This is a genomic window from Microbacterium sp. USHLN272 (assembly GCF_037149655.1).
Classification (GTDB): Bacteria; Actinomycetota; Actinomycetes; order Actinomycetales; family Microbacteriaceae; genus Microbacterium; species Microbacterium galbinum.
In genome coordinates, this window is sequence record NZ_JBBCRA010000002.1 from 253536 (window position 1) to 273717 (window position 20182).

Annotated in this window: 23 protein-coding genes; 11 read left to right on the forward strand and 12 right to left on the reverse strand. The window is 70.2% G+C overall.

The features are described 5' to 3' along the window. Positions 1–101 precede the first annotated feature (101 nt). Positions 102–803 carry a metal-dependent transcriptional regulator gene (locus WFJ97_RS14515; RefSeq protein WP_247624979.1) on the reverse strand — a complete coding sequence of 234 codons (702 nt, stop codon included), beginning with the start codon at positions 801–803 and terminating at the stop codon, positions 102–104. Between the two features lie 101 nt (positions 804–904). On the opposite strand from WFJ97_RS14515, the gene serC reads away from it, so the two are divergent. Beyond that, positions 905–2017 (forward strand): phosphoserine transaminase, encoded by a 1113-nt coding sequence (gene serC / locus WFJ97_RS14520; protein WP_247624980.1) that lies wholly within the window; start codon positions 905–907, stop codon positions 2015–2017. Positions 2018–2068: 51 nt separating this feature from the next. On the opposite strand, the gene WFJ97_RS14525 is transcribed toward serC, so the two are convergent. Both WFJ97_RS14525 and WFJ97_RS14530 read right to left on the reverse strand, forming a co-directional pair. Beyond that, the gene (locus WFJ97_RS14525; RefSeq protein WP_336642019.1) at positions 2069–2704 is read right to left on the reverse strand and encodes a DUF3027 domain-containing protein; all 636 of its coding nucleotides are present in this window, start codon (positions 2702–2704) and stop codon (positions 2069–2071) included. Further along, positions 2688–3068 carry a cold-shock protein gene (locus WFJ97_RS14530; protein WP_247624982.1) on the reverse strand — a complete coding sequence of 127 codons (381 nt, stop codon included), beginning with the start codon at positions 3066–3068 and terminating at the stop codon, positions 2688–2690. Before WFJ97_RS14530 ends, WFJ97_RS14525 begins: the two co-directional genes overlap by 17 nt. A 120-nt stretch (positions 3069–3188) precedes the next feature. Here WFJ97_RS14530 and WFJ97_RS14535 point away from each other — a divergent pair, with 120 nt between their 5' ends. The 6 genes from WFJ97_RS14535 (at position 3189) to WFJ97_RS14560 (ending at position 9831) form a co-directional block, all read left to right on the forward strand. After that, the gene (locus WFJ97_RS14535; RefSeq protein ID WP_247624983.1) at positions 3189–3461 is read left to right on the forward strand and encodes a multidrug ABC transporter ATPase; all 273 of its coding nucleotides are present in this window, start codon (positions 3189–3191) and stop codon (positions 3459–3461) included. A gap of 13 nt (positions 3462–3474) precedes the next feature. Further along, positions 3475–5184, forward strand: coding sequence for a helicase-associated domain-containing protein (locus WFJ97_RS14540; RefSeq protein WP_336642020.1), 1710 nt, complete (start codon positions 3475–3477; stop codon positions 5182–5184). A gap of 37 nt (positions 5185–5221) precedes the next feature. Continuing rightward, a complete protein-coding gene (locus WFJ97_RS14545) occupies positions 5222–6877 on the forward strand; it encodes a DNA repair helicase XPB (protein ID WP_247624985.1) in 1656 nt (551 codons plus the stop codon). A 61-nt stretch (positions 6878–6938) separates the two neighbouring features. Continuing rightward, positions 6939–7631, forward strand: coding sequence for a response regulator transcription factor (locus WFJ97_RS14550; RefSeq protein WP_247624986.1), 693 nt, complete (start codon positions 6939–6941; stop codon positions 7629–7631). A 44-nt stretch (positions 7632–7675) separates the two neighbouring features. Beyond that, on the forward strand, positions 7676–9364 hold the full coding sequence (locus WFJ97_RS14555) for a sensor histidine kinase (RefSeq protein ID WP_247956658.1): 1689 nt from the start codon (positions 7676–7678) through the stop codon (positions 9362–9364). A gap of 179 nt (positions 9365–9543) precedes the next feature. Beyond that, positions 9544–9831, forward strand: coding sequence for a WXG100 family type VII secretion target (locus WFJ97_RS14560; protein ID WP_247624988.1), 288 nt, complete (start codon positions 9544–9546; stop codon positions 9829–9831). Between the two features lie 124 nt (positions 9832–9955). Here WFJ97_RS14560 and groL read toward each other — a convergent pair whose 3' ends face one another. The 4 genes from groL to WFJ97_RS14580 all read right to left on the reverse strand — a co-directional run bounded on the left by groL (position 9956) and on the right by WFJ97_RS14580 (position 13557). After that, positions 9956–11575, reverse strand: coding sequence for a chaperonin GroEL (gene groL, locus WFJ97_RS14565; protein ID WP_247956659.1), 1620 nt, complete (start codon positions 11573–11575; stop codon positions 9956–9958). Positions 11576–11699: 124 nt separating this feature from the next. Further along, entirely contained in the window at positions 11700–12272 is a 573-nt protein-coding gene (locus WFJ97_RS14570) for a LytR C-terminal domain-containing protein (protein ID WP_247624990.1), read from the reverse strand. Between the two features lie 25 nt (positions 12273–12297). Continuing rightward, the gene (locus WFJ97_RS14575; RefSeq protein WP_247634216.1) at positions 12298–12555 is read right to left on the reverse strand and encodes a DUF3263 domain-containing protein; all 258 of its coding nucleotides are present in this window, start codon (positions 12553–12555) and stop codon (positions 12298–12300) included. A 9-nt stretch (positions 12556–12564) separates the two neighbouring features. Next, positions 12565–13557, reverse strand: coding sequence for a DUF2332 domain-containing protein (locus WFJ97_RS14580; protein ID WP_336642021.1), 993 nt, complete (start codon positions 13555–13557; stop codon positions 12565–12567). A 71-nt stretch (positions 13558–13628) separates the two neighbouring features. On the opposite strand from WFJ97_RS14580, the gene msrB reads away from it, so the two are divergent. After that, a complete protein-coding gene (gene msrB, locus WFJ97_RS14585; RefSeq protein WP_247624993.1) occupies positions 13629–14039 on the forward strand; it encodes a peptide-methionine (R)-S-oxide reductase MsrB in 411 nt (136 codons plus the stop codon). Beyond that, entirely contained in the window at positions 14036–14614 is a 579-nt protein-coding gene (locus WFJ97_RS14590) for a nitroreductase family protein (RefSeq protein ID WP_336642022.1), read from the forward strand. The genes msrB and WFJ97_RS14590 overlap by 4 nt, the downstream gene beginning before the upstream one ends. Here the strand turns inward: WFJ97_RS14590 and WFJ97_RS14595 are convergent, their stop codons facing one another. Continuing rightward, entirely contained in the window at positions 14615–15553 is a 939-nt protein-coding gene (locus WFJ97_RS14595; RefSeq protein WP_247634213.1) for a DMT family transporter, read from the reverse strand. A 69-nt stretch (positions 15554–15622) separates the two neighbouring features. On the opposite strand from WFJ97_RS14595, the gene WFJ97_RS14600 reads away from it, so the two are divergent. After that, on the forward strand, positions 15623–16276 hold the full coding sequence (locus tag WFJ97_RS14600) for an SOS response-associated peptidase family protein (protein ID WP_247624996.1): 654 nt from the start codon (positions 15623–15625) through the stop codon (positions 16274–16276). Between the two features lie 2 nt (positions 16277–16278). Continuing rightward, positions 16279–16695 (forward strand): MmcQ/YjbR family DNA-binding protein, encoded by a 417-nt coding sequence (locus WFJ97_RS14605; RefSeq protein WP_336642023.1) that lies wholly within the window; start codon positions 16279–16281, stop codon positions 16693–16695. 30 nt (positions 16696–16725) lie between these two features. Here WFJ97_RS14605 and WFJ97_RS14610 read toward each other — a convergent pair whose 3' ends face one another. The 4 genes from WFJ97_RS14610 to WFJ97_RS14625 are packed head-to-tail and all read right to left on the reverse strand — an operon-like array spanning position 16726 to position 20143. Beyond that, positions 16726–17340 carry a response regulator transcription factor gene (locus WFJ97_RS14610; protein ID WP_336642024.1) on the reverse strand — a complete coding sequence of 205 codons (615 nt, stop codon included), beginning with the start codon at positions 17338–17340 and terminating at the stop codon, positions 16726–16728. Beyond that, a complete protein-coding gene (locus WFJ97_RS14615) occupies positions 17337–18428 on the reverse strand; it encodes a sensor histidine kinase (protein ID WP_336642025.1) in 1092 nt (363 codons plus the stop codon). The genes WFJ97_RS14610 and WFJ97_RS14615 overlap by 4 nt, the downstream gene beginning before the upstream one ends. A gap of 9 nt (positions 18429–18437) precedes the next feature. Next, entirely contained in the window at positions 18438–19199 is a 762-nt protein-coding gene (locus WFJ97_RS14620; RefSeq protein ID WP_247624999.1) for an ABC transporter permease, read from the reverse strand. Next, a complete protein-coding gene (locus WFJ97_RS14625; protein WP_336642026.1) occupies positions 19196–20143 on the reverse strand; it encodes an ABC transporter ATP-binding protein in 948 nt (315 codons plus the stop codon). The genes WFJ97_RS14620 and WFJ97_RS14625 overlap by 4 nt, the downstream gene beginning before the upstream one ends. Positions 20144–20182: the final 39 nt, after the last annotated feature.

Sequence of the window (20182 nt, forward strand, 5' to 3'; positions counted from 1 at the left end):
TGCGGGCTTCGCGGACGACTCGACCGAGGTTACCGGAAGATAACGATCATGTCACCCTGTGAACCTGGCAATCCTCGGAGAGCCAGTTCAGGGAGCCATCTTCAGGCAGGCTCCCCGACGAGGAAGATGTGCGAGGCCAGCTCGACGGGAAGCTCGAGCCCGTCATCCTTGCCCTCCATCTGGATCAGGACGTATCCCTCGTTGAAGCGGAAGTCGCCGCGCGCACCGGGCATGACGCCCGCATCGCGCAGCTGCTCGAGCAGTTCGGGGTCGACCTGCGCGGGCTCGGCGAGGCGACGGACGGTGCCGTCGATCGGCTCACCCGCCGCATTCAGCTTCTGCACGAGGCCGATGACGCCCTCGTCGAAGGTGCGCGCCGGAAGGTCGCCGAGCTGGTCGAGACCGGGGATCGGGTTGCCGTAGGGCGACTCGGTCGGGTGCCCGAGGAGCTCGACGAGGCGACGCTCGACCTGCTCGCTCATGACGTGCTCCCAGCGGCAGGCCTCTTCGTGCACGAACGCCCAGTCGAGTCCGATCACGTCGGAGAGGAGGCGCTCGGCGAGGCGATGCTTGCGCATCACGTCGACGGCCTTGCGGCGGCCGGCATCGGTGAGCTCGAGCGTGCGATCCTCGGAGACGATCACCAGGCCGTCGCGCTCCATCCGGCCGACGGTCTGCGAGACCGTGGGACCCGAGTGGCCGAGGCGCTCGGAGATGCGCGCACGCAGCGGAACGATGTTCTCCTCCTCGAGTTCGAGGATGGTGCGGAGGTACATCTCCGTGGTGTCGATCAGATCCGTCATGTTCTGGCCCTCCGAGGTTCTTAGGCAAGCCTACATTCCCGCACGGACATCGGGCTCGCGCACGGTGAAACACGCCCTGCGCGCCCCCGTAGAATCTACGCATGGCGATCGAGATTCCGCGTGACCTCCTGCCCGTCGACGGCCGTTTCGGCTGCGGACCCTCGAAGGTGCGCCCCGCGCAGCTCGAGGCTCTGGTGACCGCGGGAGCGTCGATCCTCGGCACCTCGCACCGCCAGGCACCCGTGAAGAACCTCGTGGGCAGCGTGCGCGAGCAGCTCTCCGCCCTGTTCCGTGCGCCGGAGGGATACGAGATCCTGGTCGGCAACGGCGGGTCCACGGCGTTCTGGGACGCGGCGGCCTTCGGCCTCATCGAGCGCCGCAGCCAGAACCTCGTCTTCGGCGAGTTCGGTGGCAAGTTCGCCGCGGCTGCGGGAGCCCCCTGGCTCGACGCCCCCGACGTGCGCAAGGCCGAGCCCGGATCGGCGACGACCGCGCAGATCGTCGACGGCGTCGACGTCTACGCCTGGCCGCACAACGAGACCTCCACCGGCGTGGCCGTTCCCGTCGAGCGCGTCGCCTCCGAGGGGGCACTGACCGTCATCGACGCGACCAGCGCCGCGGGCGGCATCGACTTCGACGCCACGCAGGCCGACCTCTACTACTTCGCGCCGCAGAAGAACCTCGGGTCCGACGGCGGGCTGTGGTTCGCCGTCGCCTCGCCGGCGGCGATCGAGCGGATCGAGCGGATCGCGGCATCCGATCGGTACATCCCGGAGTTCCTGAGCCTGAAGAACGCGCTCGACAACTCGCGTCTGAACCAGACGCTCAACACCCCGGCGCTGACGACCCTGCACCTGCTCGACAGCCAGCTGCGGTGGATCCTCGACAACGGGGGCCTGAGCTGGGCCGCCGCCCGCACCGCCGAGTCCTCCGGCGTGCTCTACGACTGGGCGGAGGCCTCCTCGGTCGCGACACCCTTCGTCGCGGAAGCGGCGCACCGCTCCCCCGTCGTCGTCACGATCGACTTCGACGACAGCATCGACGCGGCGGCGATCGCGAAGACGCTCCGCGCCAACGGGATCGTCGACACGGAGCCGTACCGCAAGCTCGGGCGCAATCAGCTGCGCGTCGCGACCTTCGTGTCCATCGAGCCCGACGACGTGCGCCAGCTCACCCGCGCGATCGACTTCGTGCTCGCGAACACCGCTTCCTGAGGTGCGGGCGCGGGCCCTGAGCCCGCGCCCCTCCCCGGATGCCGGGGAGGATCACTCCTCGTCGTCGGAGTCCTCGTCCGAATCGTCGTCGTCGGAATCGTCATCCGACTCCTCGTCGGAATCGTCTTCTTCCGAGTCGTCATCTTCCGACTCGACGTCCTCCGACTCGTCATCTTCAGACTCCTCGTCGAGCTCGTCGATGTCGACACCGTCGAGATCCCCGGCGTGGAGGATGTCCGGCTCGTCGTCGTCGAGATCGTCGTCGTCGTCGAGATCGTCGTCCGCGTCGTCGCTCTCGTCGTCGGCGGCACCGTCGACCGCCGCGCCGGAATCGTCACCGGCGGCTGCGGCCTGCTCGGCCAGTTCGACCTGGTGCGCACGGTAGTCGGCGAGACGCTCGGCCCACGGCACCCACTCGGGTGCGAGAAGCGCACCGTCACCGGGCAGCAGCTCGACCTCGAGCACCGTCGGGTCCTCGTCGTCGACCCGTGCGACCGTCACGATCCAGTACCAGCCGGGATAGCCGGCGAGGCGGTTCTCGAAGCGCAGCGAGACCGAGCCGTCCTCCTCGGGGAGGAAACCGGCAGCGGGACCGATGGTGTTCGCGGGAGTGATCTCGCGCAGTGCGGCGAGCGCGAGATCGTGGGCTCCGATGAGACGCTCGTCGGCGTCAGGCTTCGAGGTCATCAGCGACCTTGCGCAGGACGGCCGCGATCTTGCGGCCGTGGGAGGAGGACGGGTAGCGTCCGCGACGCAGATCGCCGCCGATGCCGTCGAGCAGCTTCACGAGGTCCTCGACGATGATCGCCATGTCGTCGGCCGGCTTCCGCTTGGCCTTCGCGAGGCTCACCGGCGCTTCGAGCACGCGGACCGAGAGCGCCTGCAGACCGCGCTTGCCGTCGGCGACGCCGAACTCGACGCGGGCGCCCGCCTTGACGGCGGTGCCGGCGGGCATCGCCGACGCATGCAGGAAGACGTCCTGGCCGTCATCGGATGCGATGAAGCCGAAGCCCTTGTCTTCGTCGTAGAACCTGACCTTGCCGGTGGGCATGGGAGAAACCTCGCTGAATCGGTGCAGAACAAGACAGCCGCGCACGTGCGCGACCCCCTCCAGCCTACCGGTCACCGGCCGCGAGATCTCGAAGGCCCCGGTGCGGGTAGGGTGAGACTGATGAGCACGCAGAACTCCCAGCCGGATGTTCCGATCCGCCGAGTGGATCGCATCCTGGCCTTCACGGCGCTCGGCATCGCCGCGGCATCCGTCATCTGCTTCTTCGCGATCATCATCGGAACCGCGCTCGGCATGGATCAGAAGGCGTTCGGCCACGGCGCCTGGCCCGTCATCGCGTTCATTCCCTATTGGGGGCTCCCCCTCGCCTTCGCGATGATCATCACGCTGCTGACCATGAGCTTCATCCGGAAGGGTCGCGCATCGCGACCCTGAGGGCGGCCTCGTCATGAGCGCGCACGCACGACCGCTGGCCGATCGCCTGGCTGCGGCGGGCGACGACGACCTCACGCGGCTCTTCGCCGCGCGCGGTGTGCGCGCCGACCCCGGGTGGCATGATTTCTTCGACGCCGCCGAGGCCCTGCTCGATCCGTCGTCACTGGCCAAGGCGCTGCCCCGGCTGACCTCGGATGAGGCGGCGGCCCTGCTGCGTGCGGACGGTACGGGCGACGCCGGCGATCAGCGCGAGGCCCTCGACGCCCTCGCGCTCCTGACCGCCGACGGCTCGACCTGGCCGGAGCTCGCGACGGCGCTCGAGGGTCGCCCCGCCCCCGCACCGCTCGACGCATCGGCGCCGCACCCTTCCGACCCTGCGGCGTCGGCGCACGCCGCCGAGCGCGCCTTCACCACGGTCGCCGTCCTCGCCGACCTGCTGATGATCACCCGGGATGCCCCGTTCTCGCTCCTCGCGGGTGGCACCGTGAGCGCCGCGGAGAAGCGCCAGCTCGCCGAGGCGGGGATCGCGGTCGACCTGGTGGACGCCCTCGTGTCGATCGCCGTCGATGCGGGGCTCGCCACCGCGGTCGAGCGTCGACTGCGCGTGACCGCGGACGGCGACGGCTGGTTGCGCTCCTCGGCATCCGATCGCTGGACGAGACTCGCGTCGTCGTTCCGCGACGCGCTCCCCCGCGGCGTGCGCACCCCGAGCGGCGGATGGATCGCCACCGACGCCTGGGTCGACGCGCATCCGTGGGATCCCGCCTGGCCCGACCGCAGCCGCGCGCTGCGGGAGACGGCCCGGATGCTCGGACTCGTCGCCGGAGACGGCAGCGAGCCCGCGTGGGCGACGCCGCTGCGCGAGGGAGCCCCCGCCGACACCTCGGCGCTCGGCGTCCTGCTGCCCGCCGAGGTCGATCGCATCTTCCTCCAGAACGACCTCACGGCGATCGCCCCCGGCCCCCTCGCCCCCGCGCTCGACGTGCGGCTGCGCACGATCGCCGCTCGCGAATCCGCGGCGCAGGCATCCTCCTACCGCTTCACCGCGGAGTCGATCGCGCACGCCTTCGTCGTCGGTGAGAGCGAACAGGGCATCCTCGACTTCCTCGGCGGTATCTCGCTGACCGGCATCCCGCAGCCGCTCGCCTACCTCATCGCCCAGACCGCCCATCGTCACGGGCTGGTGCGCGTCTCGACCGACGACGAGACCGGACGCACGCGCATCGAGAGCGACGACCGGCACCTCATCGACGCGATGGCCGTCGACCAGAGCCTGCGCCCGCTCGGCCTGACCGCTGACGTCGCCTCTCTCACCACCAAGGTCGGTCGCGACACGGTGTACTGGGCGCTCACCGATGCGCGGTACCCGGCCACGCTCATCGGCGCCGACGGCGCGCCTCTCATCGGCGACCGGCATCCGCCGCGAACGGCGTCCGCGCCGGCGACCGCCGCCGTCGATTACGCGCCGTTGATCGCCCGCCTGCGCTCCCGACAGGGCCCCGACGCGGATGCCGCCTGGCTCGACCGCGAACTCGAGGCCGCCGTCCGCGCGCGTGCCGTGGTGCGCGTCACCGTCGGCATGCCCGACGGATCGACCCGAGACCTCCTCCTCGAAGCGACCGGGCTCGGCGGCGGACGTCTGCGCGGTCGCGACCGAGCGGCCGACGTCGAGCGCACCCTGCCCGTGTCGAGCATCCGCAGCGCGACGATCGTCGCCCCGTAGGCGCCCGCACAGCCGGGCGCGGGTAGGATTGTCTGCTATGTCTGATGGCCCCCTGATCGTCCAGAGCGATCGCACCGTGCTGCTCGAGGTCGCCCACGCGGATGCCGAGAGCGCGCGCCACGAACTGGCGATCTTCGCCGAGCTCGAGCGCGCCCCCGAGCACATCCACACGTACCGCATCACGCGCCTGGGACTGTGGAACGCACGCGCCGCCGGGCACACCGCCGACGACATGCTCGAGACCCTCGACCGCTGGTCGCGCTTCCCCGTGCCGCCCTCCGTGGCCGTCGATCTGAAGGAGACGGTGAACCGTTACGGCCGTCTGGTGATCGAGCGCGACGAGGAGGGCGTGCTGATCCTGCGCTCCACCGACCCCGCGGTGCTGTCGCAGGTCGCGCACAACAAGCGCATCCAGCCGCTGCTGATCGGTCACCCGACCCCCGAGACCTTCGTCGTCGACGCCTGGGCCCGCGGCCAGATCAAGCAGGAGCTCCTCAAGATCGGCTGGCCCGCCGAAGACCTGGCCGGGTACACGCCGGGCACACCGCACGAGATCGACCTCGCCGAGAGCTCGTGGAAGATCCGCCCGTACCAGCAGGATGCCGTCGACGCCTTCGCGAAGGACGGCTCCGGGGTCGTGGTGCTCCCCTGCGGGGCGGGGAAGACGATCGTCGGCGCCGGCGCCATGGCGGCCACCAAGACGACCACGCTCATCCTCGTCACGAACACGGTGTCGGCGCGGCAGTGGCGCGACGAACTGCTCAAGCGCACGAGCCTCACCCCCGAGGAGATCGGCGAGTACTCCGGCCAGTCCAAGGAGGTCAAGCCGGTCACGATCGCGACGTACCAGATCCTCACGGCCAAGCGGAAGGGCGAGTACGCGCACCTGGCGCTCCTCGACGCGCTCGACTGGGGTCTGATCGTCTACGACGAGGTGCACCTCCTCCCCGCGCCGGTGTTCAAGCTCACGGCCGACCTGCAGGCCCGCCGCCGTATCGGCCTGACCGCCACGCTCGTGCGCGAGGACGGTCGCGAGGGCGATGTCTTCAGCCTGATCGGCCCCAAGCGCTTCGATGCACCGTGGAAGCAGATCGAGGCGCAGGGCTTCATCTCCCCCGCCGCCTGCTACGAGGTGCGCGTCGACCTGCCACCGGACGACCGGCTCGAGTACGCGGCGGCCACCGACGACGAGCGCTATCGTCTCGCCGCCTCGGCGCCGGCGAAGATCGACGCCGTGCGCGAGCTGATCGCGAAGCATCCGGGCGAGCGGATCCTCGTGATCGGTCAGTACCTCGACCAGCTCGAGACGCTGTCGCAGGCACTCGATGCGCCGCAGATCACCGGAGCGACACCGGTCGACGAGCGCGAGGAGCTGTACCGCCAGTTCCGCGAGGGCGAGATCGAGCTGCTCGTCGTGTCGAAGGTCGCGAACTTCTCGATCGATCTGCCCGAGGCATCCGTCGCCATCCAGGTGTCGGGATCGTTCGGATCGCGCCAGGAGGAGGCACAGCGCCTCGGCCGTCTGCTGCGTCCGAAGCAGTCGGGTCACACCGCCAGCTTCTACACCCTGATCGCCCGCGACACGATCGACCAGGACTACGCGCAGAACCGCCAGCGCTTCCTCGCCGAGCAGGGCTACAGCTACACGATCCTCGACGCGCACGACCTCGCCTCATCGTTCGCTGACCGCTGATCGACGAGGCGCACCGGCAGATAATCAGCCAGAGCATCGGCGGAGTCACCATAATGGGGTCATGACTGCTGCGCGCATCCTTGTCGTCGACGACGAGCCGAACATCCGTGACCTGCTCTCCACGGGCCTCAGCTTCGCGGGGTTCCAGGTGAAGACGGTCGCCAACGGCGCCGCCACCATCTCGGCCGTGCTCGAGGAGGAGCCGGACCTCATCATCCTCGACGTGATGCTGCCCGACATGAACGGGTTCAGCGTCACCAAGCGACTGCGCGGCGCCGGATTCACCGCGCCGATCCTCTTCCTCACGGCGAAGGACGGCACCGACGACAAGATCGAGGGGCTGAACGCCGGCGGCGACGACTACGTCACGAAGCCGTTCAGCCTCGACGAGATCGTCGCGCGCGCCCAGGCGATCCTGCGCCGGACCATGCAGGCCGACGAGGAGTCGATCATCCGCGCCGGTGAGCTCGCGATGGATCAGGACACGCACGACGTGCACGTGGGCAAGGAGCCGATCGAGCTGAGCCCGACCGAGTTCAAGCTGCTGCGCTACCTCATGCTCAACCCGAACCGCGTGCTGTCGAAGGCCCAGATCCTCGACCACGTGTGGGAGTACGACTTCAACGGCGACGCCGGCATCGTCGAGAGCTACATCTCGTACCTGCGCCGCAAGATCGATCCGCACACCGAGGAATCCCTCATCCAGACCAAGCGCGGCTTCGGCTACATGCTCAAGGTCGGCAAGTCCGCCTGACCCGAGCCCGCTCGATCAGAACCACGCCGCACCGGGAGGACCGCATGGCGCACAAGCCCGATGCGGTCACCGCATGGTGGCGTCGGATCAGTCTGCGCGCCAAGGTCACGGGCGTCACGGTCGCGATCCTCGCGCTCGGGCTGCTCGTCGCCGGCGTCGGCACCGTCCCGGTGCTGCGCAACGCGCTCGTGCTGAACATCGACGCGCAGTTGCCCGCCCTGGTGTCGAGCAACCTCGCCGATCGGTACTTCGTGCTCGCCGACGACGGCGAGACGCTGACGCCCCGCGACACCCCGCGCGACTTCGCCGTCGCGATCTACAACGCGGACGGGGATCTGCTCGCGTCGTCCGGAGCGATGCCGCTGGAGTCCGCCCCGCTCTTCCCCTCGTCGTACTCGCCGCAGAAGGCCGCGGCGAACGAGGACGAGGTGACCGACCTCCTCGGCAAGGACGGCAGCGTCTACCGCAGCGCCGTCGCCATCATCCCCGCCGACGGCGGTGCCCTGCGCATCCAGCTCGTCGCGATGCCGCTCGATGAGGCCGACCGGATCATCTCGCAGTACTTCGGCATCTACATCACGATCGCCCTGATCACGATCCTGATCGCCGCCCTCGCCACCCGCGGGCTCGTCACCCTCACCTTCCGCCGGCTGGGACAGGTCGAGGCGACGGCCATGTCGATCGCCGCGGGTGACTTCAGCCAGAGACTCACCGATCTGGAGCCGACGACCGAGGTCGGTCGTCTCAACACCGCGATCAACACGATGCTCGACCGCGTCGACCGCTCGCTCGCGCAGCGCGAGCGCACGGTGCGGCACATGCGCCGGTTCATCGGCGATGCGAGCCACGAGCTGCGCACGCCGCTGGTGAGCGTGCGCGGCTACGCCGAGCTGTACCGGATGGGCGCGATCCAGGGCGACGAGGACACCGCCCGTGCCATGGAGCGCATCGAGAAGGAGGCGATCAGGATGGGTGTGCTCGTCGAGGACCTTCTCGCCCTCGCCCGTCTCGACGAGGAGCGCGAGCCGGAGATCGCCGCTCTCGACCTGCGCCCCGTGGCCCGCGACGCCGCCCTCGACCTGCGCGCGGCCGCTCCGGGACGCACCGTGACGGTCATCGACCGCACCGCCGAGACGAGCGACACCACGAGCGTGCGCATCGCCTCGGTTCCCGCGCCCCCGCCGCCGCCCCGCGGGCTCTCGCGCGCGGCCCTCTCGCGTCTGCGGCGGCGTCCGCGTTCGACGCCCACGCCGACCGAGCAGATCCCCGCGATCGACTTCTCGGAGACCCCCGACACCCCGGTCCGGACTCCCCCGATCGTGCTCGGCGAGGAGAACAAGGTGCGCCAGGTCGTCACCAACCTGCTCGGCAACGCGCGCCGGTTCTCTCCCGAGGACGGTCCGATCGAGATCGTCGTCGACGCGAACCGCGTGCAGGGCACGGCGAGCATCGCGATCGTCGACCACGGAGAGGGCATCCCGCCGCAGATCCGCGAGCAGATCTTCGAGCGCTTCTGGCGCGCCGACACGTCTCGCGCACGGGAGACCGGCGGGTCGGGCCTCGGCCTCGCGATCGTCGCGTCGATCATGAAGGCGCTGCACGGCAGCGTCGCCGTCTCGGAGACCCCCGGTGGCGGCGCCACCTTCACGGTGACCCTGCCCCTGGCACCGTCGCGCGCGACGCCCGCGCACCTGCTCGAGGACACGCAGCCGCTCGAGCCGCTCGACCTCTGACACGGCCGCGCCCGGCACACGCCCCGCCCGGCACACGCCGCGTCGCGCCCGGCACTCGTCCTGCACGGACGGGCGATCGCGCAGGCTCTTCCGGGACGCCGTCGAGCGCGCGCATCGCGGGGACGGACGGGCGGATGCTCCACCTAATCTCGGAACTCCCATCACGAAGGAGAATCCAGATGTCCGTCTTCACCGTCGACACCGAAGCAGTCCAGGCAGCGAACAGCGCGGCCCGCGCCACCATGGAGCGCCTGCAGTCCGAATCGACCACCCTCATGGCGCAGCTCACGCAGCTGCAGTCGTCATGGGTCGGCAGCGCCTCGACAGCGTTCCAGGGATGTGCGGAGCAGTGGCGCACGGCGGCCCTGCAGGTCGAGCAGGTGCTCGACTCGATCGGCACCTCACTCGGTTCGGCCGCGATGCAGTACAGCGACGCCGACCAGTACTCCGCGAGCCTGTTCCGCTGATGCCCGTCGGCCGATGCTCACCGGCCGACACCGACCTCCTGCGGACGGTGGTTCCTCCCCGCCGTCCGCAGGAACGCAGAACGCCCCCGGCCGAAGCCGGGGGCGTTCTGTCATGCGCGATGGATCAGAAGTCCATGCCACCCGACGGGTCGCCGACCGGAGCGGACGCCTTCTCGGGCTTGTCGGCCACGACGGCCTCGGTGGTGAGGAACAGCGCGGCGATCGACGCGGCGTTCTGCAGCGCGGAGCGCGTCACCTTCGCCGGGTCGATGATGCCGGCGCCGAACATGTCGACGTACTCGCCCGTGGCGGCGTTGAGGCCCTGGCCCGCGGGGAGCTCGGAGACCTTGTTCGCCACGACGCCCGGCTCGAGGCCGGCGTTGAGTGCGATCTGCTTGAGCGGAGCCTCGATCGCCACGCGGACGATGTTCGCACCGGTCGCCTCGTCACCCGTGAGCGACAGACCGTTGAGCGCCTTCGTGCCCGACTGGATCAGCGCGACGCCACCACCGGGGACGATGCCCTCTTCGACGGCTGCCTTCGCGTTGCGGACGGCGTCCTCGATGCGGTGCTTGCGCTCCTTGAGCTCGACCTCGGTGGCCGCGCCCGCCTTGATGACGGCGACGCCACCGGCGAGCTTCGCCAGGCGCTCCTGCAGCTTCTCGCGGTCGTAGTCGCTGTCGGTGTTCTCGATCTCGCGACGGATCTGGGTCACGCGACCCTCGATCTGCTCGGCCTCGCCGGCGCCCTCGACGATCGTGGTCTCGTCCTTGGTGACGATGACCTTGCGGGCACGACCCAGCAGGTCGAGCGTGGCGTTCTCGAGCTTCAGGCCGACCTCTTCGGTGATGACCTGACCACCGGTGAGGATCGCGATGTCCTGCAGCTGCGCCTTGCGACGGTCGCCGAAGCCGGGAGCCTTGACGGCGACCGACTTGAAGATGCCCTTGAGCTTGTTGAGCACGAGAGTCGCGAGAGCCTCGCCCTCGACGTCCTCGGCGATGATGACGAGCTCCTTGCCGTCCTGGATCACCTTGTCGACGATCGGCAGGAGGTCCTTGATGTTGGAGACCTTCTGGTTCGCGATCAGGATGTAGGGGTCCTCGAAGACGGCTTCCTGACGGTCGGGGTCCGTGACGAAGTACGGGTTCAGGTAGCCCTTGTCGAAGCGCATGCCCTCGGTGAGCTCGAGCTCGGTGCCGAAGGTCTGCGACTCCTCGACGGTGACCACACCCTCCTTGCCGACCTTGTCGATCGCCTCGGCGATGAGCTCGCCGATCGCGGGGTCTGCGGCGGAGATGGATGCCGTGGCGGCGATCTGCTCCTTCGACTCGATCTCCTTGGCGCTGGAAAGCAGCTCCTCGGTGATCGCGGCGACGGCCTTCTCGATGCCGCGCTTGAGCGAGATCGGGTCGGCGCCGGCTGCGACGTTGCGCAGTCCCTCGCGGACCAGGGCCTGTGCGAGGACCGTGGCGGTGGTGGTTCCGTCACCGGCGACGTCGTCGGTCTTCTTGGCGACCTCCTTGACGAGCTCCGCGCCGATCTTCTCGTACGGGTCGTCCAGCTCGATCTCCTTGGCGATGGACACACCGTCGTTCGTGATCGTGGGGGCGCCCCACTTCTTCTCGAGCACGACGTTGCGACCGCGCGGGCCGAGGGTCACCTTGACCGCGTCGGCGAGGATGTTGAGGCCGCGCTCGAGGCCGCGGCGGGCCTCCTCATCGAAAGCAATGATCTTTGCCATGAGTTTTTTCGTCCCTCCTGGACGTAGACGTTGGGTTTAGCACTCAGAGTGTGAGAGTGCTAACGCCATTCTGGCACTCGACCCCTGCGAGTGCAAGCCGCGGACGGAGGGTGCCCGACGCGTCTCAGGGAGCGGGCGTCTCGGCCGAAGTCTCGGGCGCCGTGGCGGAGCGATCGAGGCCGACGACGATCGTGAGCTGCTTCGCCTCGCCGTCGTTGAGGTCGGCGTAGAAGTCGCTCTGCTCGACCGCCGCTCCCCCGATGAGGTCGGCGACGCCGAGTGCGGCCGGACGATCGGCCTCGTCGACGTAGTACACCGTGGTGGTCTCGAAGTCCTGGCTGCCGCTGTCGCTCGCGTACACGGTGGCGAACCCGGCGTTGAGCAGGGTGTCGCGCATCTGCTCGTCGAGACCCTCATCGGGCGTCGCGTTGAGGATCGTCACCTCGAACGTCGTGTCGACCACACCCGTCTCGACCGGGGTCGGCTCGGCGGTCGGTACCGCTTCGGGGAAGAGGTCGATCCGCCCCATCACGACCAGCGAGCCGAAGATGCCCACGATGATGAGCACGAGCGCCGCGACGAACGACCACAGCAGCACCACCCATCCGTTCATCCCCGGCGCTTCGGCGCGGTGCGCCCCGACGCGGCCGGATGAGCGGGGGACGTCGTCGAAACGATCACGGGTGGGCTTGGACACCCCACGATGCTATCCGAGAGCGCGGTCAGCCCACGAAACCGGGCGTCCGGGCCGAACGGCGCACGACGCGCGCGTCGCGCAGACGCCGCAGCCGACGGATCAGCATCGGATCGAACTCGAGGGCGGCATCCGACTCGATCAGCCGGCCGAGGAGCTGGTAGTAGCGCGCGGCACTCATGCCCAGCTGCGCCCGGATCGCCTCCTCCTTGGCCCCGCTGTGCCGGGGCCAGACCGTCTCCAGCGCGAGGATCGCGCGGTCGCGCTCCGTGAGGTCACCGATCATGTGCCCAGGTTAGGACGGGTGCGGCCGCTCGGCCGCACGCCACTCCCACCACGCGCCGAGCGGGTCGGCCGCCGCACGCACCCGCCCGTCGAGTGCGACCGCGAACCCGGGCCACTCCTCCACGTCGATCGGCGGCTCCCAGACGTCCAGCAGCCCGGGCGGGTCGATCGTGACCCACCGTGCCGGGAGCTCACGGATGCGGGCGACCAGGGCCGACCGGGCGGCGCGCGGGATGTGCACGAGCACGCCGGGGGTGGTGATCACGAGCGTCGCCCCGACCGGCGCCCGGGCGACGAGAGCATCGAGGCGTTCGAGCGCGTCGCCGGCGACGAGCATCGGCGGATCGGATGCCGCGATGTCGAGCGCCGCCGCGATCCGCTGCTCGCGGCCGGTCTCCCCCGGCCACACGAGCCCCTGCAGCCACCGACGATCGTCGGCATCGCGGGCATCGAGCGGTGCGAGATCGATCCCGGCGCGCCACACGATCTCGGGCAGCCGCAGCTCCGGAAGCTCCCCGTCGACCCGACTGGCGAGCACGACCGGGGAGACCCCGTCGAGTGGATCGAGCGCCACCCGCACCTCGCCATCGGAGCCGGTGAAGCGGTACGAGTAACGATCCGGGTAGAGGCAGAGGCCCGCGGATGCCCCGATCTCCAGCAGCGCGATCGGTCCGTCGATCTCCGACAGCACCGGGAGGAGCGCCGCGAGCCGGAGCGGCTCGTTGGTCTGCAGCGAGCGCGCGGAGCACTCGGCGACGACGGCATCCGCGTTCCGGAGCACGAAGTCCCGCCACACCGGATATCCCTCGAGCGCTGCTCCGAGAAGCCGGGTCACCGCGAAGACCAGCGGCGGCTGACGCCGGTTCTCGGGGATGCGCGCGAGCACGTCCTGCACCGGGCCGTCGCCGGCGACGCCCGCCGCCCACTCCGCGTACAGGGCGCTGCGACCGGGCGCCTCCTTCTCGGCGAAGCGCGCGTAGCGCTCGCGAACAGCATCCGTCATCCCTCCATTGTGGATGTACGCAGCCCGGCGCCCCGCGACAGGGGAGAATGGAGAGGACCCCAGGAGGACTCATGTCGTACAGCGTGGAAAAGACCGAAGACGAGTGGCGCAAGGAGCTCGGCGACGACCAGTACGCCGTGCTGCGCCAGGCGGCGACCGAGCGCGCCTGGACCGGCGAGCTGCTCGACGAGGGACGCGCCGGCCTCTACACCTGCGGCGCATGCGGCGCCGAGCTCTTCCAGAGCGGCACGAAGTTCGACTCCGGCTGCGGCTGGCCGAGCTTCTACGAGTCGATCCGCCCCGAGGCCGTCGAGCTCATCGAGGACACCTCGCTCGGCATGGTCCGCACGGAAGTGCGGTGCGCGACGTGCGGATCGCACCTCGGCCATGTCTTCCCCGACGGCTTCGGCACCCCGACCGGCGACCGCTACTGCATGAACTCGCTGGCGATGAACTTCACTCCCGAGGCCCCCGAGGCGTGAGCGCGCTCGACGCCGTCCGCTCGCGGCAGTCCTGGTCGAAGGTCACCGAGGAGGCGCCCTCCCGCGAGGAGCTCCTTCCGCTGATCGCCGCCGCCGGGCGCGTGGCCGACCATTCGTCGCTGCGGCCGTGGCGACTGATCGAGCTGCGCGGTGACGACCGGCTCGCCCTGGGCGCCGCGATCGCGAAGGCCGAGGGCGAGAAGAAGCCGTCGACCAAGCCGCTGCGCGCGTCGCTGCTGATCGCGGTGGTCGGCAGCTATCGCACGAACCACAAGGTGCCGGTGTGGGAGCAGGAGGCGGTCGCCTCCGGTGTCGCGCACACGCTGAGCCTGCTGCTCGACGAGGCCGGGTGGGGCGTGTTCTGGCGCACCGGCGGATACACCCGGTCGAAGGCGGTCGCGCGGGCGCACGGACTGGCGAAGAACGAGGTGCTGCTGGGGTGGCTCTACGTCGGCGGCAAGCCGGCGAAGTCCCCGGGGCGGCGCACGCCCGTCGACGCCGACGCGCTGCTCACGCGGATGCCGTCGGACGGGGCGACGAAGGACGAGAAGTCCGAGAAGAAGAAGAAGAAGTAGTCAGCGCCGTCGGCGCACGACCGCCACGAGCACGGATGCCGCGGCGATCACCACCATCGTGACGATCTGCCAGGTCGCGGGCCCCGCCTCGGTGGGCCAGATCAGGTCGATCGCGACCGCGGCGACGAGCTGCCCCAGCACCGATCCCAGTCCGAGCAGCAGCACGCCGGTGTGCGCGACGAGGAACGCCCCGAGGAAGATGTAGACGACGCCGAGGAAACCGCCCGTGTACAGCCACGGTTCGGCGGGCAGTCCGTGCGGGGCACCCTGCGAGACGACGCTGATCGCGGCGGCGACGGCGAGCACGACCGTGCCGGCGATGAAACTCGTCATGGTCGCCACCATGGGCGACGACACTCGCTGCGCCAGGCGTCCGTTCACGGCCTGCTGCCACGCGATGCCCACGCCGGCGGCGAACGGGAGCACGAGCATCCACAGCGGGGCGGTGCGCAGCACGTCTCCACCCAGCGAGACGCCGACGGCCACCAGCGCGAGCGCGGCACCGGCGACACGACCCATCGTCACGGCCACCACGCCCGCCGGTCCGAAACCGATCCGGTCGAGCACGAGTCCGTGCAGGGTCTGCCCCGCGACCACTCCCACGGTGAACAGCGAGACCCCGAGCACGGCGGCGGTGAGCCCCTGCGTCGAGACGGTGAGCGCGCCGCAGGCGCCGCCGAGGAGCATCCACGGCGGGATGGTCCTGCCTCGTACTCCGCGAACGAGCCGGACCATACCGGCGCGGCCGGACGGGAGGGAGGCGACGATGACGGCGAGGACGGCCGTACCGACGGCGAAGGAGACGAGACCGGCGACGATCCCATCGCCCAGACGGATGCCGAGGACGCCGTTGATGCGCGCCTGGATCGCGGTCATGACGCCGATCGCCACGGCGCCGCCGATCGCGAGCGGCGCGGGGAGCGAACGGGTCGGAGTCACTCGTTTCACGGTACCGGATCCCCCTCCCGCCCCCTGACGGATGTCGGTGGCCCGGGCTAGCCTGTGGGCATGTGCGCGAGCTATGGACTGGATCCCCGATTCACCGACGCCGAGCTGCTGGCCGAGGCCGACGCCGACGTGCTCGACGGCCTGCGCCAGTGGGCGCAGCAGAACGCGGGTGAGACCCTGCGCCCGACCGGCAAGAACCTCCGCAACCTCAATCCCGTGGTCGTCGACGCCGACGGCCAGGCCACGCTCGAGCCCGCGTGGTGGGGGTTCCTGGTGAACGGCGAACCCGCGAAATTCCCCTCGATCAACACCCGCTCCGAGCGCCTGCAGGAGCGCCCCGGCTCGCTCAAGACCCGCGCGCTGGTGCCGGCGACCGGCTGGTTCGAGATGAAGAAGCCCGAGCGCGTGTGGCACGAGTTCGGCATGGGCGAGGGCACCCTGTTCGGCATGGCGGCCGTCACGCAGCGCGGCCGAACCGCCGATGGCGAATGGTTCACCTGCTACTCGATCGTGATGCGTCCCGCGCCCGCTCATCTCGCCGACGTGCACGACCGCATGCCGGTCCTCATCCCGACCGCGTTCGCCCACGAGTGGCTCACCGCGCAGGGCGATCGCGAACTCATCGACGAGGCGCTGCTGGCGGCGGCGTCCCTCGACGATCGCGTCGCCGTCGCCGCGCGATCCGACGACAAGGGAACGGATCGGCTGTTCTGACGATGGATGTCGATGCCCTCACCACCACGGCGGCCGAACGCGCCGAAGAACTCCCCGGCGCCGAGCTGACCAACCCGTTCGGCCCCGAGTGGGACGTCTACAAGGTGCGCGGACGCGTCTTCCTGCTCCTGCCCCTCGACGGCACGGGTCGGGTGACCGTCAAGTCGCATCCCGACGACGCGGTCGCCCTGCGCGAGACGTTCGCCGACATCCTGCCGGGGTATCACATGAACAAGAAGCACTGGATCTCGCTGCGCCCGGGCCCGTCGCTCGAACCGGGACTCGTGACCGAGCTGGTCACCGAGTCGTACCTGCTGGTCGTCGAGAAACTGCCCCGAGCGCAGCGGCCCGTGGATCCGGAGCTGTTCGCGAGACCCGCCCCCGAGATCCCGCCGGTTCCAGATCCAGCCGGGTCCTAGATCCAGCCGGGTCCTAGATCCAGCCGGGTCCTAGATCCACCCCTTGTCGCGGGCGATGCGGGCCGCCTGCGCTCGGTTCTCGGTCGCCGTCTTGCCGATGGCCGACGACAGATGGTTGCGCACCGTCCCGGCCGACAGGAACACCTCGGCGGCGATCTGTGCGATCGCGCGCCCGTCCGCCGACAGCCGCAAGACTTGCTGCTCGCGCTCGCTCAGCGGGTTGGCGCCCTCGAACAGCGAGGCCTCGGCGAGCGCGGGATCCACGACGCGGAGTCCCTGATGCACCCGCCGGACCGCGTGCGCGAGTTGCGCGGCCGGAGTGTCCTTGGCGATGAAGCCGCTCGCCCCCGCGTCCAGAGCCCGGCGCAGATACCCGGGACGCGCGAAGGTCGTCACGATCAACACACGCGTCGACGGGCTGACCTCGCGCACGGCGCGCGTCGCGGCCACCCCGTCGACACCGGGCATCTGGATGTCCATCAGGCACACGTCGGGCCGCGCCTGCGCCGCTCGCTCCGCCGCTTCGGCACCGTCGGCGGCTTCGGCGACGACCGTCAGATCGTCCTCGAGTTCGAGCAGGGCACCCATCGCTCCCCGCACGAGAGCCTGATCGTCGACGAGCAGCAGCCGGATCGGATCGCTCACCAGGTCACACTCACTCTCGTCCCGCCCAGCGGGGCATCCTCCACGGCGAGCACCGCGCCCGCCGCCGCGGCGCGTTCGGCCATCCCCCGCAGACCGTTGCCCGCGGGCCCCCGTGCGCCGCGGCCGTCATCCTCGATCGCCACCACGCCGGGGGCCATCGTGATGCGCACCCGCCGTGCCTTCGCGTGGCGCAGGATGTTCGTGGTCGACTCCCGCACGATCCACCCGGCGGGCAGGGCCTGCGCGGGCGACAGCGCCGCCGCGTCACCCTCGACGTCGACGTGCAACCCCGCCGATTCGAGCGCGACCGTGCTCGCATCGATCTGCTCCGCCAGGGCGACGCTGCGGATGCCGGTGACGGTGCTGCGCACACCGGCGATCGCCTCGCCCGTGAGGTGCACGATCTGCGCGAGTTCGGCCTTGGCGCGCGCGGGGTCGTGGTCGACGAGGCGTTCGGCGAGCTCGGCCTTGAGCTTCACGGCCGTGAGAGTGTGCCCGAGCAGGTCGTGCACGTCGCGGGCGATCGAGGTGCGCTCCTCGCTGGTGGCGAGGTCCATCCGCACCTTGTCGGCGTCGACCGAGCGCCCGATCAGCCACGTGTTCACGGTGTTCACCACCGCGATGAGCAGCACGATGACGAGGATCTGGAAGTGGTCGCCGAACCTCCCCGTCGCGACGATCGTCCCCGCCGCGATCGCGATGCCCGCCAGGGTCGTCACCCAGTGCCAGGCACCCCGCAGTCCGTAGCTGGCGTACGACATGAGGTACGGGAGGAAGCTCAGCGCCTGCGACTCGATCGCCGGGATCGTCGCGAGCGCGCACGCGATCTGCACCCAGAACAGCGTGCGAACGATCGGGCGCGGTCGTCCCCACGACGAGCGCATCCCGATGACGAATCCGATCACGTACACGGTGGCGAATGCCACGAGTCCCGCCCATCCGAGCACGACCCATCCGGTCGCGGCATCCGAGGCGAGCAGCGCCAGCACCGGGTAGACGAGGAAGACCATCCAGACGACGGCCATCAACCATCCCCAGCGCTCCCAGGGACCGGTGTGCGCCGGGGTCGCGGCAGCCTCGGTGGTCATCGGCCCAGCCTAACGACGGCTGCGCGAGCGCATCACGCCGAGACGCACGAGCGCGGCGAACAGCACGGCCCAGACGACGACGTTCAGCAGCACGGCCCAGAGCGGGTCGGCCCCGCCCGCCACGAGGGTGCCGTCGGTGGCCGGCCAGCGCACGAGCGCGACGTAGCCGTACATCGGGGTCCACTTCGCGATGTCGAGCATCACGCCGTCGAGCGGGATGAAGACGTTGCCGAAGAAGCCGAAGAACGTGATGGAGATCGAGGCGAGAGCGGCCGCCGAGTCGGAGTTGAAGGCGAGGCCGACCCCGAGTCCGAACAGGCCGTAGATCAGCCCGAGCCCCAGGGTGATTCCGGCGGCGGCGAACCAGCGCCAGGTGTCGGATGCCTCGGCACCCGTCGCGAGACCGGCTGCATACACGAAGAGCACGGCGAGCGCCGAGAACGACACCGCGGCGAGCACCTTGGTCACCGCGTATCCCGCGGTCGAGAGCGGGGTGAGCGCGAGCTGACGCCCCCACCCCTGTCCGACCTCGGAGGCGGCGAGCGAGCACAGCGAGCTCATCGCGGTGGCCGTGCCGTACGCCCCCATCGACACCATCACGTAGAACGAGACGTTCGCCTGGCCCACGCTCTGCGAGGCGTACGACATGCTCGCACCGAAGAGCAGATACATGGCCACCGGCATCGCCAGGGTGAAGGCGAGCGTGTACGGATTGCGGATCTGCCGCACGAGTTCGGTGCGGTACAGCGCGGGGGCGACGAGCGTGGTCATGACGGGTCCTCCGTGAGCGAGGTGAAGGCGGATTCGAGGGTGGGAGCGGTGATCTCGAGATCGCAGGCACCGAGCGACAGCAGCCGTCCGGCGAGCAGATCGGATGCCTCGGTGCGCACCGTGAGCCGATCGGCGTCGGTCGACACCTCGGCGACGGAGGCGTCGGCGCGGAGTTCCGCGGCAAGCGCAGCGATCCCGCCGGGGATCGTCGCCGAGACGATGCGGCCGCCCAGTGACGCCCGCAGGCGGGCGGTGGCGCCATCGGCGACCACACGGCCGTGATTCATGACGATCGTGCGCCGCGCGAACTGCTCGGCCTCTTCGAGGTAGTGGGTGGCGAACACGATCGTGCGGCCGGCGTCGGCATCCGCCCGCATCGCCTCCCAGAAGCGGCGACGGGCGGTGACGTCCATCCCCGCGGTCGGCTCGTCGAGCACCAGCACGTCCGGGTCCGGCAGCAGCGCGAGCGCGAACTTCACGCGCTGCTTCTCGCCACCCGAGCATTTGCCGACGCGGCGACGCGCGATCGCGGTGAGGTCGGCGCGATCGATGACCTCGGCGATGCGACCGGAGGCGCCGTGCAGCCCGGCGACCACCGAGATCGTCTCGCGCACGGTCAGGTCGGAGAGCAGTCCGCCGGTCTGCAGCACCGCCGCGAGGCGCCCCGCCGTGACCGCGCGGTGCGGATGCGTGCCGAGCACGCGCGCCGTGCCCTCGTCGGGTTCGGAGAGTCCGAGGAGCACGTCGATCGTGGTGGTCTTGCCCGCGCCGTTCGGGCCGAGCAGAGCGACCACCTCGCCGCGCTCGATGCGGAGGTCGACGTGATCGACCGCGACGATCCGATTCGCGCCGTGCCCGAAGCGGCGGACGATGCCGGTGAGATCGACGGCGGGCGCGGAGTCTGCGGGAGGGCGATCGGCGGGGGCGACGAGGGACTGGCTCATGCTCCCAGTGAAGCGCCGCGAGCACGGCCCGCGCCGGAC

Coding starts and splice junctions, on each gene's coding strand:
- WFJ97_RS14515 (WP_247624979.1), bottom strand. CDS start 803: ATGACGGATCTGATCGACACCACGGAGATGTACCTCCGCACCATCCTC.
- serC (WP_247624980.1), top strand. CDS start 905: ATGGCGATCGAGATTCCGCGTGACCTCCTGCCCGTCGACGGCCGTTTC.
- WFJ97_RS14525 (WP_336642019.1), bottom strand. CDS start 2,704: ATGACCTCGAAGCCTGACGCCGACGAGCGTCTCATCGGAGCCCACGAT.
- WFJ97_RS14530 (WP_247624982.1), bottom strand. CDS start 3,068: ATGCCCACCGGCAAGGTCAGGTTCTACGACGAAGACAAGGGCTTCGGC.
- WFJ97_RS14535 (WP_247624983.1), top strand. CDS start 3,189: ATGAGCACGCAGAACTCCCAGCCGGATGTTCCGATCCGCCGAGTGGAT.
- WFJ97_RS14540 (WP_336642020.1), top strand. CDS start 3,475: ATGAGCGCGCACGCACGACCGCTGGCCGATCGCCTGGCTGCGGCGGGC.
- WFJ97_RS14545 (WP_247624985.1), top strand. CDS start 5,222: ATGTCTGATGGCCCCCTGATCGTCCAGAGCGATCGCACCGTGCTGCTC.
- WFJ97_RS14550 (WP_247624986.1), top strand. CDS start 6,939: ATGACTGCTGCGCGCATCCTTGTCGTCGACGACGAGCCGAACATCCGT.
- WFJ97_RS14555 (WP_247956658.1), top strand. CDS start 7,676: ATGGCGCACAAGCCCGATGCGGTCACCGCATGGTGGCGTCGGATCAGT.
- WFJ97_RS14560 (WP_247624988.1), top strand. CDS start 9,544: ATGTCCGTCTTCACCGTCGACACCGAAGCAGTCCAGGCAGCGAACAGC.
- groL (WP_247956659.1), bottom strand. CDS start 11,575: ATGGCAAAGATCATTGCTTTCGATGAGGAGGCCCGCCGCGGCCTCGAG.
- WFJ97_RS14575 (WP_247634216.1), bottom strand. CDS start 12,555: ATGATCGGTGACCTCACGGAGCGCGACCGCGCGATCCTCGCGCTGGAG.
- WFJ97_RS14580 (WP_336642021.1), bottom strand. CDS start 13,557: ATGACGGATGCTGTTCGCGAGCGCTACGCGCGCTTCGCCGAGAAGGAG.
- msrB (WP_247624993.1), top strand. CDS start 13,629: ATGTCGTACAGCGTGGAAAAGACCGAAGACGAGTGGCGCAAGGAGCTC.
- WFJ97_RS14600 (WP_247624996.1), top strand. CDS start 15,623: ATGTGCGCGAGCTATGGACTGGATCCCCGATTCACCGACGCCGAGCTG.
- WFJ97_RS14605 (WP_336642023.1), top strand. CDS start 16,279: ATGGATGTCGATGCCCTCACCACCACGGCGGCCGAACGCGCCGAAGAA.
- WFJ97_RS14615 (WP_336642025.1), bottom strand. CDS start 18,428: ATGACCACCGAGGCTGCCGCGACCCCGGCGCACACCGGTCCCTGGGAG.
- WFJ97_RS14620 (WP_247624999.1), bottom strand. CDS start 19,199: ATGACCACGCTCGTCGCCCCCGCGCTGTACCGCACCGAACTCGTGCGG.
- WFJ97_RS14625 (WP_336642026.1), bottom strand. CDS start 20,143: ATGAGCCAGTCCCTCGTCGCCCCCGCCGATCGCCCTCCCGCAGACTCC.